Genomic DNA, 12,104 nt, shown 5'->3' on the forward strand with positions numbered 1-12,104 from the left:
TCAGCGTACCTGGGCCGGTTCGGGCTTGAGGTCCTCCGGCAGTGGCAGGAATTCCTCGCCGTAGCTCTGCAGCGTTTCCGGGGTGAACAGCTGGCCGGCGTCTTCCTGCAGCGCCTCATAGCTCCAGCCGCCCTCACGGTACTCGGTGGTGGCCGCTTCCGGGTGGGTCCAGACCTGCAGCCGGTCACCGCCGGCGCCGATGGCCTGGCCGGTGATGGCGGCGGCCTCGTCGGAGGCGAGGAAGGCGACCAGCCCGGCGACGTCGTCGGCCGTTCCAAAGCCCAGGTCATGGCGGAAGAAGGACGGCATGGCCTCGCCGCGCTCGTCCGCCTCCACTGCCTTCTGAAAGTAGGGGACGGTCTTGGTCATGGGGGTGGCTGCCACGGGAATGACGCTGTTAACCGAGACGCCTGCCTTCTTCATTTCCAGCGCCCAGGTCCGGACCATGCCCACGATCCCGGCCTTCGCCGCCGCATAGTTGGTCTGGCCGAAGTTGCCGCGCTGCCCGGTGGGCGACCCGATGGTGATGATGCGGCCCTGCACGTTGTTCTCCTTGAAATACGCGAAGGCCTCCCGGACGCAGGTGAAAGTGCCCTTAAGGTGGACGTTGATGACCAGGTCGAAGTCCTCGTCCGTCATCTTCAGCAGGGACTTGTCCCGCAGGATTCCAGCGTTGGTGACCAGGATGTCCAGCCGTCCGAACGTGTCCACTGCTCCGGCCACCAGCGCCTTGGCGGCGTCCGTCGTCCCTACCGGAACCACCACCGCGGCGGCCCGGCCGCCGTCGGCCTCGATCTGCGCCACAGCCTGGGCGGCAGTCTCGGCGTTCACGTCGTTGATGACGACGGCGGCGCCCTGGCGGGCCAGTTCCCGTGCGTAGGCAAGGCCAAGGCCCTGCCCGCTGCCGGTGACGATTGCAACCTTGCCGTTCAAGCTCATTGGCCTGCTCCTTCGCATGCGCCGACCGAAGCCGTTGGGGTGGTCCCACTGCGGTGTGAGATCCTTGTTGGGATCAATGAAATTACGGATCATTGAAAAAGTCAACGATTGTTTTTTACACCGGAGTTGTGATGGCCACCTTGGGCACCGAAGTTCAGACCCCCCGCCTTGCGGCAGCGAGGATCGGCAGTGATGTGGGCCTGCTGCTGGCCAAACTGCACACCGCCGGCTCGGTGCTGAACAACAAAGCCCTGGCTGACTTTGGCCTGCGGGAGCGCTCCTTCTCGGTCCTGACGCTGGCGTGCAGCGGTCTGGAGCCGACGCAGCGGGAACTGGCGGACTTCCTCAGCCTGGACCCGAGCCAGGTGGTCACCTTGGTGGACGACCTGGAGCGCCGCGGCCTGGTGGAAAGGGCGCAGGGGAAGCAGGACCGGCGCGCCAAGATCATCGTCTCCACGGCCGAGGGCCGCAGGATGCATACCAAGGCCCGGGCAGCCCTGGACGCCGCGGAACTTCACCAGCTGGCCGGACTGACCGACGGTGAGTCCCAGGAACTGAAGCGGCTTTTGCGCAAGGCCCTGTGGGGCGCGGCGGAGTAGGCGTCCGGCTGGATTTCTGTAATTCTCATCGTCCCGCTGTGGCTACCACGACCCCGACGTTTCTTCGACGAGGTTTCGGACGACCCAGAATCCCCTGACGCCTCCCGTCAAACGCCGGGTCCCCACGGCAGAGCCGCCTAGACACGGCCTATGCCGTACACGTCATCCGAGCGCCCGCTGAAGGATCCTTTACCGGGCACCCTGGGGGGATTACCTATCGGGGAAGGTCAATAGGCCCTGGTTCTGTTCGCGACGTCGCGGTTTCGGATGTCTGCCACGACCTGATGAACTCCGGAATGCTTTTGCCATGTTCTGACCGGGACGAAATAGTAATTGGCGGGGATGCTGATTCTTTCCAGACCTGGACCAGGTGCTGCTCGGTCGGGGCGTCCACAACGAGGTCAAAAGCTGCATCGCGGCCGGTACTGTGGACCCTTGCACGGTAGCTGCCCTTTTCGTCACCGGTTACGTTGCCAATGTCCTTCATTTCCCAATCCGTGGGGGTATTGAAGTAGGCCCGCCCTTCCGGCAGTGTTAGGGACACTTCGTGGACGTCTTCCCACACAGGAGCCGCGGCTTCCGGACGTTCTTGCAAAACCTCGATCGCCAATTCGACTGGTCCCGAATGCACTCCGGTGAACACCAGAGGCACTCGAAGGGCTTCCGGTTCTTGGCCCCGTCTGGCAGCTTGCAGCGCCGCTATAGGGTCTAAAGGAGGGAACGGATCGACAACCAAATCCACGGCGTGGCCAACGGCGCGTATGACAAAGGCGGCTGACTCGATCACAACCTCAGCCTAGCGTCGGCTGCTTGTGCCGTAAGTGGATCCTTCAGCGGGCGCCGCCGACCCGGAGGTAGTTGTCCTCCGCCGAAAGTGAGTTTTGGTTTTTCAGCCAAGGCACCCAGCTAGATCGCGGTATAGAGCTGGTCAAGGGTAAGTGCTCCAATAACGAGGCTAGCCATGCCGACCATGCCCGATCCGATGGTGCAAAACTTTTTTGCACGGGTCCCAGGACGTAAGAAACTGGCGGCGGACAGACCTAGAGCTAGGACTCCGGCACCCCCAATGTATAGAACTGCAGAAAAAGGGTGGATGGGCAGTCCGTCAGCCAGGAACAAAGTGAGCGGAAACGCCAGAAGGACTAACGCCGCACCTACCACTGCTGTCAAGACCAGGGCGACCCGGCTCCATCGAAAAGCGCTTATCACCTTGCCCCCTAATTGGATTGGACTACCTCTATCTTCATCTCGCCGGTCGCCGCTGGCCACCCTCGACAAACTCTGTCCGCTGGGGGATCCCCACCGGACGCCGCTGCGGAGGATGAAAGAAAGGTCCGCCGACCGGGTAACGGTGCCTGATGTTGTCGGGCTGCCATTTCATGTCGGTCGCGATGTGGCATGGGAAGCTGGCGTGAGCCTGGCGAATCCGGATCCCGATGGACCGCCAATCGGCGCCCTAGCTTGGCCCGGACTTTTCTACATCACATCGCAGCGTCCCGCCGCCGGCACCATCGTCTATCGCTGGGATTCTGTGGCAGTCGAGGTTGTCGCGCACGGAAATGCGGAGTCCAACGCATGGCTGAAGCACCCTGATGCCCCGCCCGCGGGCTCTTCCCATGCCACGACTCCGCAGCCTGAGCAACGCGTCGATCTCACGGAGACGGAGCCTCCATTGGAGTGACCTGCAAGGCACTGAGCAGCGGATATGAATACCGGCAAGGTCGAGCAACGTCTTCAGTTCGGTTTCCCATGCGCCCTGTAAAGGATGGTGCATGGGCCACCTGCTCCCGACTTCGCGGCGTAGGATCGGGCCTATGCGGATTGTGCGAGCTGCTCCAGATGACTCCGTCGGAGGTGGCGATCTACCGCCGAGCTACAGAGTGCGTTTTTGGTTTCCACCGCCGGCCATGAATTTCGCCTGGCTCGTTGATGAATGGGATATCACCGATGCCAGAGAAGTCACTGACGTTATCGCCTGGGCAAGAAGCAAAGCAGGAGGAAATCCCTTCGAGATTTTCCTCCGCTGGGAGGATCACCATACCTCCAAAAACGATCAGCCAGAGCCGTACTCCCGGTATGCACTGATCTACGGGAAGCCTGCCGTCGAAGACGCGACCACAGAGACCATCTCCTTCGAATCGAAGTAAACCGAGCGACGCTGGGGCGCCCACTTGGGGATCGGCTTACGGGCGCGTGACCGTACCCACAAGGACGTTACTGTGAATTTTGCGCCAGCCGTCTGATTCAAGAGAACGGGTATCGAAGCCGGTTGTCACCAGCTTTACAGTGGGCTGGCCGATGTGGCTAACGGTGACGATTTCACGGTCACCAGTAATCCCATCGCTACAGCCTGTGAACCACTGGTCGGGCTCGTCGACTGGGTAGACGGCAATGCACGCAGTGGCGTGGTCAGAGCTTTCGGCTGCGTAGTACTTCACGCCAGCGTCCTCGGTGAGAAACCGGAAGCCGGACGGCAGGTTGGGGTTTACACTGCCGATTTCGGCGGGAATATCGTCTTTGGCTTCTGCGGTCCTTTGGACGGCGGCGATTCCTGAGTAGCCGGAGCACCCGGTCAGAGAAAGCAGGGCAGAAACGGCGGAAACAGTCGTCAGTGTGCGGTATTTCAATGTTCCCCCAAACAGTTTGAAAACCCTACCCTACCCAAGACAGAAGCGGGACTGGTTCCCTGGTGGGCATAGTCCTCGATAAAGGCACCCACTAACCTGAGCTCCTGAATCAGCGCGGTGTCCGGTGAGGGATCCCTTACCGAACGCTCTGCAACTCGCGTCTTGGTGTAACGCTAGGAACGCTCAGTGACAAGGTGCTCCTTCCGGGCGAACAGCTTCCTTCTCAGTGGGGGGAGCTGACGCGGATGCCCCACTGGATTTCCCGCTCGCGGCGCTCAAGTCCATGGACCGCAAAGCCATCGAACACTAAACCGTCGGTAGGGTTGGCCCATGGCACACCTTGTCGAGCACCTTGAACAGTATCTGGGGACCATTGCCGTGGGGTGGTCCAAGGATGCAGACGGCCACCCGCAGCATGCGCAGGTCATCAGGCTCGTTGACGGGCCGATAGAGGGTGTGACCTCGTATTCGACTCTGGGTCTCAGCCGGTACCCGCTGGCCGTGCCGGGTAAGGCGTCCGTCCGGATGGAGCTCCTGATAATGGTCCGAAGCGGCCACTTTGAGCGCTTCGTCCCGTCGATCTTGCAGCAGCTCGTGGATGGTGTGATCCACCAGGGGCGGGCGCCTCTGCGGGGTGAGGTCATCGGCCCGTGGGGGCCGCTGGATCCAGACACCGGCCTTGAAGCCTTCTACTTCGGTATCCCCGTCTACCAGCCGAAAGCGTTCGCGACATGTGAGGACCCCGAGGGGCCGATCGTCATCTCTTGGCTCATGCCGCTCTACCCTGCCGAAGCTGGCTTTGTTTCGACGCATGGCTGGCCGGCCTTGGAAGACCTCTTGGCCGAACACGACCCGGACCTGACGGACTGGCGCCGACCTTCGCTGCCAGTCCACACCATATAGATGGTCGCCGCGGCCGGTACAGAATCCTTCTACGGGCGCTCCGATTACTGCCCCGGCGTCCTCCGTCTAATTCTGCGAGTACATGCTCAATGGGGGGTTGCTACCAAGAAAGACGGCTAGCGCTCCCGCTGAGATCAGCGCGATGAGCCCTGCCGTGACAAGCCCGAGCATCACCCCTGGCGGCGTGTAGCCTCTTTCGTTCAGCGCGATGAAAGCGACCGTTACGAGCGCGGCGAATACGAGCAGGCAGCCGATCACCGCGCCAATCCACCTTCGAATTGATGAGTCCGCTCTATTTCCGAGGGCGCGGCGGACCAGTTCCAGCCCAATCACGGCAATGACTTGCCAACACAGGACCGCGCAGACACCCCAGAGGATTGCCTGGCCAGCGAGAGAACCCACTTCAGGGAAAAGGGAGACCGTCCGCTCCACCGCCGCCGGCCAAACCCACACCTGCACCACGACGGACAAGAGAAGTAAGGCCACCAGCGCGACAACCAGTGCGAATAAGATTCCCCGGCTAAAAAACAGGCTCGGCTGAACGGTGCGTTCTTTAACGTTACCCATGGCCGAAGCGTAACCCTCCGCTTTGAGATGGCGCAGCCACTCGGAAATGGAATCAAATGATGCCACGCCGCCTTCCTCAACCGTCCCATAAGACGATCCCTTACCGGACGACACCTCTGCTATTTCTCTAGGGAGGGGATTCCGAGGTGGGCGCAGATTTCTGGTCCTCCGGGGATGACGGCGACGCTGTTGTCGACGACGCACGCGGTCAGCTGCGGGACGTAGTGGCCGATGAGTTTGTTTGACCCGGCAGGGCCGCCGAGTGGATTGCCGTACTTATTACTTGGCATTCCATTTTCGCGTGACTTGCCGGGGTCGGCCGTGGGCGTGGGTCGGACGAAACCGGCGGGAATGAGGTCGTCGGTGATCCCCTGGGGGTTCATCGATCCCATGTGCCAGAGGCGGCCACACTGGTTGATCGGGTCGGTGATCTGTTCCATTCCTGCGTTCGGGTCACCTGGGTTTGGGTTATTCTTCGCGTCGAATCCTGCCATCATCATCCCCGTGCTGAGGTAGGGCGGCATGATTACTTTCGGGTCTGCTTTGACGGGGTAGGTGGTGGCGAGGTCGGCTCGGTAGTAGCAGCGGATGTCGCGTTTATCGTTGACCGGGGCAAGGGCCGTGTAGACCCCGGCGGCGGTGGTCCCGGCCAGGGCGGTGCCGGCAACGGCGATCACGACGGGGAGGGCAAGCCATTTGCGTGAACGCTTCGGCTTGCGGCGTGCTTCCTGGACGAGCAGGTTCCGGACGCGCTCTTTCGTGTCCTGCGGGTAGGTTACTTCGGGCAGGTTCATGACAGCCTCGCTTCAATCATCGCGGTGTCTATTTGGTCGACGGGCACTGGGGTCTGGTTTATCTGGGCCAGCTTGGCCTTTGCCCGATGCAGTCTTGATTTCACGGTCCCGACGCGGATGCCGAGAGTTTTGGCTGCGTCTTCCTGGCTGATTCCGTTCATCAAGCACAGGATCACGACGTCCCGTTCCCCCTCGTGCAGCCCCCCGGTTGTATCGAGCAGTTCGAGGACTTCACGTTCGGCGTCGACCCGTGAGGTGACCGATTCGGCATGGTCTGCCTCATGTTCGCCGTGACGGAAGTCCGAATGCGGCAGCCTGGTCAGGAAGTCGGCGTACCGCCGTGATGCCCGGGCCCTATTGAGGTTCGCGTTCGTCGCGACCCCGAGGAGCCACGGGAGAAGACTGTCCTTTTGTGGTTTCAGCTTGTTCCGTTGCCGCCAGGCCTCCAGGAAGGTGATCGAGACGAGCTCCTCGGCGTCGTGCCAGGATCCGCAGCGGGAGAGGCAGTAGCGGAAGACCGCGTCGGCGTGCCTGTTGAACAGGGCACCGAAAGCGTCAGCGTCGCCGCCGACGCACGCACGCCACAGGTTCTCATCGGATTCCCCCATATGCCTCATGCCTTGTAGTGTCCGCAGGTCCGGAAAAGGTTCCCGGTCCTGGGACTGTTTTCGCAGCGGAGAAGCTCGGGGCCTGACTTGTGTCCCTTTGCCGGAGAGGGGCGATCCATGAAGCGGTGTTCAGCCAACTTGGTTTACGGCGAACCGGATGCCGTAATCACGGAGTCTTTCCGATGCCAGGTCAATGAGTTCCTGAATCTCTGCAGTGGGCGTACTCACGCAGTCCAGTTGGATGCATACAGGATGTCCGGCCGCCTCTGGGTATGAGCGCAGGAGACCTTCATCGAGTACGAACATGGCGTAATTGTTGATCTTCTCCCTCAGCTGCTCAAGCTGCCCGGGAGCGCCCGCCCATGGACGGTCTTCGACCATGATCAGCTTGTACTCGTCGCGCACCGGATCGTGCGTCACGAGATCGATCACGTTGGGTTCTTGGATTCCGGACAGGGCAGTCTCCTCTTGAGTGAAGGCGGGGCATACGTGTCGACACAGTTGATCCTGGACGCAGGAGTGTCGACCGCAACGCCAGCCTACCCGGGGACCGACATGTTCCCCCGGTCGCCATGGGCGCCCATGATGACCGCAGTCGGTTCTGGGCCCAGGAGGCGGCCGTAGCCTTGATCGCTGCAGGAGCGACCATCGATGCGGCGAACATGCCCTGGCCGGACTTCTCCCAGACGATCCTGAAGACCTCCGCGCACAGGTCTTCCGCAGTAGCGGCACCCTCCGTCCTGCGACGAAGAAAGCGATAGATACCGTCGTGGGCCGACGCGTGAGCGGCGAGGAATCGGTTTTCCCTCTCCAGATCCACACGGTCCCCCATCGTTTGCAAGCTCATGCCCTGCTAATGTCCGGCAGCCAACAAACTGTAACGAGAACTCCCAAAAACTTTGAACGGTGCACGTAGCTCGGCACATCGATGACGTTCGGGGCCGGTAGCCCGGCCGAGGATCGGATCGGAACTTTGCGACGGATCCCTGGCGGGCGAGGTCCAGTCAGAGTGCGGACCGTCGAGTGACATCGCAAGGGTCACGAAGAGTGCATCAGGTTGGCCTACGCCGATTCAACGTTGAATCCATTGAACTCCAGCGCGTCCAGGACGAATTGCCGGATCGGCTCCGAATCATCAGCCCCCGCAGCCAAGCTGCGCTGGAAATAGACGACGATGCTCATAGGCGGAGCCAGCATCTCCGAATCTATGTCGTATTGCTGGCCGCGGAAGCTAACGGAAAGACCGACCCGGGCGATGCGGAGCTCGCCTTCAGCAGAAGTGACGACATTCGGTCCTGTAGTCGAACTCCATACTCATGACCGGCCTGAAACTGCTGCGGTGGATGATGTTGGGGCTATGTGCATTCAGCCAGACTAGACGGCTCCCTGAATCCCAGCTGGGGCGCAACGCCCACGTAAGGTGTTCACCCCGCTGGGTGAAGTGGCCGTTAGCTGGTGGCTCTACTGGCGCGCCCTGGCCCCCGATAGGGGATCCTTTACCAGACCAGCACAGGGGGTTGCCGACCCAAGTAGAGCAGGACCAAGTCGGCACCCTCGCGCCTCAACTAGAGTGTTGAAATGTCTTACGTGTTCAAGGGCGGCCTAACAAGACCCGGCGTTATGACTCGGATTCTTGGGCCTTGGGTAGTTCTGACTCTGCACGCTTCACATCTCGAATTCAGGATGCGATTCCGTTGGTTGGGCCGCCTGCTCGGCCCCTGGCGACTCGAGCGCTCCGCAATCCGGGAAGTTTACATGGGCCGCCCAACCGCTCTCGCCCCTTGGGTAGAGGTGAACTTCCTTGGCCAAGAGAATATGCCGTGGTCGTTTCTGGCTCAATGGCCACACGAGGTCCTTGAAGCGGCAGAAACGCTCGGTTACCCGGTGCGGCACTAGATATGAATCCACCCCACCGGAACGACTGCCCGGCACAACGCCCGTTCCTGATGTACCGGGACAACCGTGGAAGGTGGACATCCTGCGGGGATGAGCGGGCTGAAGGACACTGGGACAGACCGACCGCAATCGGAAGAGGGACGAATGACATATGAGTTCAGGGGTGGGTTTGAAATCCCCGGTCGGTTCAGGATCCAAGGACCCTGGGTTATCCTCGCCGTAGCCCCTCGGAGCTTGAGTTTCGACCAAGATCTCGTTGGTGGGCGCGCAGGACTTCTCGGTGTCGTGATGCACCGCGCCCTGCTCAGTGACTCACGGCACGGCCTCGCGCAATTGGACGACTTAGCCCCGTCCTAAGACGCTGCGGCGTCCGGTAAGGGATCCTCATTAGGACACGCTCAACAGGCTTCCGCGGGCAGGTTTGGGCGTGGACTGGCGATAGATTTGGCCGGTGACGGATTTGATTCCTGAATCTCAGCGAATGCGCGCAATCGTTGACAACCAAGCTCCGCTTTTGAAGGCGGCCGGGTTCAAGAAGCGTCGGCACTGCTTCAACCGTCTCGCCAGCGATGGTCTCGTTCACGTGGTCTGCTTCTGGATGGCGCCAAAGGAACCACCCGCATGGACGGAGGTCCCCGGCTTGCGCGAACGTCTCTATGGGTCGTTCCGGCTCGACTTCGGGGTGCATGTGCCGGAGATGACCCGTACTCACACACCTCGACGTCCGTGGATCAATGACTACGACTGCCATCTAAGGCGGACTATCGGTCAACTGATCAGCGGGCAGGATGCGCGTGATAGCTGGTGGAAGCTCGACGACCCCAAGGCGTCAGGGAATGCCGACACCGCGCTGCGCCAGGTCGGGCTACCGTGGCTTGATTCCTTTCCCGACGCGCTCAGCATCCTGGACAGCTTTGACGAGGTCGGTCCGCTCCCATTGGGCCTCGGCCCAGCCGGGTCACTCGACATCGCAGATCTCTGCCGGGTCCGGGGAGACGACGAGCGAGAGCGTCGAGTACTGGTCGAATATGTCCACCGTCCCGTCCTGCAGTCGCACATTCGATACCTGACGAGCTACCTTGACCGTCACGGCCACCAAGACTTGATCCCAGAAATCAAGGGCCGTCCGCCGGCTTAATGCCAATATCCGAACGGAAGACCAGCAGTTCCCGTTCAAGGATCCCCTATCGAACGCAGGAGCGCCCTTTGGGCCACCGGCTTAGGGGGCATGGCCTGTCTTCTCCTCATAGTCTTTCCTCAAGATTTGGTCCGCTGGGCTTACAGCGCTTTCCTCTTTGCGCTAGAAATATCCATGGGAAGAAGACAATGAGCGGCATTGACGATCTTATGGCCGAGTCCAACGAGCGGTGGACAGTGGCCATGCGGCGAGCCGAAGGCGTCCAGGACAACGGTCTCGGTGAGGCAATAAAGACGTATTACACCCGCTACTTCCCGCTTGGGCTGGCCCTCTCCGTGGCTGTGGGGGCAGCAATTGGAGCCCTGCTTTTTCCCGATACTGCAGACAAAGGACCTATCCTTCTGGCCCTTGGGATTTCACTTGCCGCATGCACTGTCTTGATTGGCGGACTGATCTACTACGCGAAGAGAGTTGCACCCGCTGTGCAGTCCGGAAGGATCGACGTGCTGCTCTCATTGGAGAGCGACGAACGAAAGCGCATCCGCCGGCAGATCGCGGGGAAAGCGCCACTAGATCCTGAGCATCTTGCGGTCGTCAGGGCCGCTGCAGTGCAACTCCGAAAGAACGTTGCCACCCAGCTACTGCTGCAACCGATGATCCCGCTCTTCTTCATTCCGCAAGCCGTAAATTTCGGTAGACATGGAGACAGCCCGTTCGCGTGGTTCATGACCATCGGTGCGGCCGTATTGATCATTGGCCTTGGGTTCCTTGCCCGTGACTTTCGACGTGCGGGCCGCTTCTTGGCCATAACTGGCGGCCAAGCCCGGCCAAGCTAACGCTCCCGCCCGAAACATCACAACCACGGTGATCGGTCAGGCTCTCTCCTCTCCCGACGAGTCCCTAGTTGCCCGGTACAGGATCCCTGACCGGACATTGTTTTCTGCGTGCCATAAACTCCCCTCATGGGGAACGCCGAGGGTGACGGTATTAGTGGTGAAACGCTGAGACAGGAGTTCATTGGCGGCGCCTACAGCAACTACAGGGTCAAGGCGGGCCCACCTTGGATCCGTCTTGTTGTTACACCGAAGCAAGTAGAGTTCCGTGGCCGCGGACTAGCGCGCCTCTCCGGACGCGGCCCCTGGGCGATCCCACGCGAGCAGGTCCAGCAGGTCTTCGCGAAAAAGCGACGAAACTTCTTCCCACCAATAGCTTGGGATGTCGAAATTGTCACCACAGATCCGAGCGTGTGGTGGACGTTCTGGTCGCCCAAGCGTCCCGAACCCCTCCTTCTGTCGTTAGAGGAGTTCGGCTACCCGGTGGATTGGACTCCTCAGAATCGGACTGGTCTCCCCATCCCGTAAACGCCGGCGCTCGGCGGCGAGGGCAAGTGTCCGTAAGGCGATCGCTGAACGGACAGGAGGCGAGAGCCAGAATCGGTTCAGTCGAAGATCTGACGGCCTCAACGATCGTGTGTGCCCGGGTTTGATGACTTGCGGTACCGGACCACTGCCAGCCCAATGACATTGGCGACGACGAACCCGAAGGCCAGCACGATTACAACGATGTTAAGCGTGATCCAGAATGGTGAGGAAAATTGGTTGAACAGTGCAGCAACTCCAGGGATAAGTCCGCCGATGATGCCGGCTACTGATGGAAACCAGTGCTTCTTTTCCTGGCTGGTCTTCATATGGTCGTTCATAGTTTGCCAAACCTCTTTCGCCGTCGCCATCAGCCAGCCGAGGACTTGATCTTACGCCGCTAAAAGCAGCTGAAAAGGTGCAGGCACTGGCGGTATTAGTCCCAGCCCGCAGCTCTCCGAACAGTCGCCGCCAGCTCAACTGATGGAATGTCGGACGAATCGAGTACCAGGTCATCAATATCCGCAGCTTCCAGAATGTTTGAAAGTCCTCGACTCGATCCAGATGCCAGAAAAGACCTTTAGGATCATTGCGGTGGCGGAAGCGCAGACGTGACTCCAGCACGCCTGGTCTAGCCACGAGGCGGCAGACGAATGTCAATGGCCATTAGTTTCT

General features: G+C 60.6%; 14 protein-coding genes. 6 read left to right on the plus strand and 8 right to left on the minus strand.

The window, feature by feature from the left end:
• The gene (locus DC347_RS16250) at positions 1–939 is read right to left on the minus strand and encodes an SDR family NAD(P)-dependent oxidoreductase (protein ID WP_109863675.1); all 939 of its coding nucleotides are present in this window, start codon (positions 937–939) and stop codon (positions 1–3) included.
• A 131-nt stretch (positions 940–1,070) separates the two neighbouring features.
• Here DC347_RS16250 and DC347_RS16255 point away from each other — a divergent pair, with 131 nt between their 5' ends.
• The gene (locus DC347_RS16255) at positions 1,071–1,538 is read left to right on the plus strand and encodes a MarR family winged helix-turn-helix transcriptional regulator (RefSeq protein ID WP_109863676.1); all 468 of its coding nucleotides are present in this window, start codon (positions 1,071–1,073) and stop codon (positions 1,536–1,538) included.
• Between the two features lie 214 nt (positions 1,539–1,752).
• On the opposite strand, the gene DC347_RS21525 is transcribed toward DC347_RS16255, so the two are convergent.
• Positions 1,753–2,325: a hypothetical protein gene (locus DC347_RS21525; RefSeq protein WP_133247097.1), complete on the minus strand. Its 573-nt coding sequence runs from the start codon at positions 2,323–2,325 to the stop codon at positions 1,753–1,755.
• Between the two features lie 985 nt (positions 2,326–3,310).
• Here DC347_RS21525 and DC347_RS21820 point away from each other — a divergent pair.
• Positions 3,311–3,685, plus strand: a complete 375-nt coding sequence (locus DC347_RS21820; RefSeq protein ID WP_133247098.1) for a hypothetical protein — start codon at positions 3,311–3,313, stop codon at positions 3,683–3,685.
• A 36-nt stretch (positions 3,686–3,721) separates the two neighbouring features.
• Here the strand turns inward: DC347_RS21820 and DC347_RS16265 are convergent, their stop codons facing one another.
• Entirely contained in the window at positions 3,722–4,165 is a 444-nt protein-coding gene (locus DC347_RS16265) for a hypothetical protein (RefSeq protein ID WP_109863678.1), read from the minus strand.
• A gap of 330 nt (positions 4,166–4,495) precedes the next feature.
• Between DC347_RS16265 and DC347_RS16270 the strand changes: the two genes are divergently transcribed.
• Positions 4,496–5,068, plus strand: a complete 573-nt coding sequence (locus DC347_RS16270) for a suppressor of fused domain protein (protein ID WP_109863679.1) — start codon at positions 4,496–4,498, stop codon at positions 5,066–5,068.
• Between the two features lie 66 nt (positions 5,069–5,134).
• On the opposite strand, the gene DC347_RS16275 is transcribed toward DC347_RS16270, so the two are convergent.
• The 4 genes from DC347_RS16275 to DC347_RS22185 all read right to left on the minus strand — a co-directional run bounded on the left by DC347_RS16275 (position 5,135) and on the right by DC347_RS22185 (position 7,859).
• Entirely contained in the window at positions 5,135–5,701 is a 567-nt protein-coding gene (locus DC347_RS16275) for a DUF2975 domain-containing protein (RefSeq protein WP_109863680.1), read from the minus strand.
• 53 nt (positions 5,702–5,754) lie between these two features.
• A complete protein-coding gene (locus DC347_RS16280; RefSeq protein WP_109863681.1) occupies positions 5,755–6,429 on the minus strand; it encodes a hypothetical protein in 675 nt (224 codons plus the stop codon).
• Entirely contained in the window at positions 6,426–7,037 is a 612-nt protein-coding gene (locus tag DC347_RS16285; RefSeq protein WP_165838057.1) for an RNA polymerase sigma factor, read from the minus strand. The genes DC347_RS16280 and DC347_RS16285 overlap by 4 nt, the downstream gene beginning before the upstream one ends.
• Before the next feature lie 129 nt (positions 7,038–7,166).
• Positions 7,167–7,859, minus strand: a complete 693-nt coding sequence (locus DC347_RS22185) for a DUF6572 domain-containing protein (RefSeq protein ID WP_368665759.1) — start codon at positions 7,857–7,859, stop codon at positions 7,167–7,169.
• Between the two features lie 1,525 nt (positions 7,860–9,384).
• On the opposite strand from DC347_RS22185, the gene DC347_RS16300 reads away from it, so the two are divergent.
• The 3 genes from DC347_RS16300 (at position 9,385) to DC347_RS21535 (ending at position 11,432) form a co-directional block, all read left to right on the plus strand.
• A complete protein-coding gene (locus DC347_RS16300; RefSeq protein ID WP_133247099.1) occupies positions 9,385–10,071 on the plus strand; it encodes a DUF4304 domain-containing protein in 687 nt (228 codons plus the stop codon).
• Between the two features lie 188 nt (positions 10,072–10,259).
• Entirely contained in the window at positions 10,260–10,907 is a 648-nt protein-coding gene (locus tag DC347_RS16305; protein WP_109863686.1) for a hypothetical protein, read from the plus strand.
• A gap of 126 nt (positions 10,908–11,033) precedes the next feature.
• Positions 11,034–11,432 carry a hypothetical protein gene (locus tag DC347_RS21535; RefSeq protein WP_133247100.1) on the plus strand — a complete coding sequence of 133 codons (399 nt, stop codon included), beginning with the start codon at positions 11,034–11,036 and terminating at the stop codon, positions 11,430–11,432.
• 98 nt (positions 11,433–11,530) lie between these two features.
• Here DC347_RS21535 and DC347_RS16310 read toward each other — a convergent pair whose 3' ends face one another.
• Positions 11,531–11,758, minus strand: a complete 228-nt coding sequence (locus DC347_RS16310; RefSeq protein WP_109863687.1) for a hypothetical protein — start codon at positions 11,756–11,758, stop codon at positions 11,531–11,533.
• Between the last annotated feature and the right edge of the window lie 346 nt (positions 11,759–12,104).

This window comes from Pseudarthrobacter sp. AG30 (genome assembly GCF_003116525.1).
Lineage (GTDB): Bacteria > Actinomycetota > Actinomycetes > Actinomycetales > Micrococcaceae > Arthrobacter.

Coding starts and splice junctions, on each gene's coding strand:
- DC347_RS16305 (WP_109863686.1), top strand. CDS start 10,260: ATGAGCGGCATTGACGATCTTATGGCCGAGTCCAACGAGCGGTGGACA.
- DC347_RS16310 (WP_109863687.1), bottom strand. CDS start 11,758: ATGAAGACCAGCCAGGAAAAGAAGCACTGGTTTCCATCAGTAGCCGGC.
- DC347_RS16280 (WP_109863681.1), bottom strand. CDS start 6,429: ATGAACCTGCCCGAAGTAACCTACCCGCAGGACACGAAAGAGCGCGTC.
- DC347_RS16270 (WP_109863679.1), top strand. CDS start 4,496: ATGGCACACCTTGTCGAGCACCTTGAACAGTATCTGGGGACCATTGCC.
- DC347_RS21820 (WP_133247098.1), top strand. CDS start 3,311: ATGGGCCACCTGCTCCCGACTTCGCGGCGTAGGATCGGGCCTATGCGG.
- DC347_RS16250 (WP_109863675.1), bottom strand. CDS start 939: ATGAGCTTGAACGGCAAGGTTGCAATCGTCACCGGCAGCGGGCAGGGC.
- DC347_RS16285 (WP_165838057.1), bottom strand. CDS start 7,037: ATGGGGGAATCCGATGAGAACCTGTGGCGTGCGTGCGTCGGCGGCGAC.
- DC347_RS21535 (WP_133247100.1), top strand. CDS start 11,034: ATGGGGAACGCCGAGGGTGACGGTATTAGTGGTGAAACGCTGAGACAG.
- DC347_RS16255 (WP_109863676.1), top strand. CDS start 1,071: ATGGCCACCTTGGGCACCGAAGTTCAGACCCCCCGCCTTGCGGCAGCG.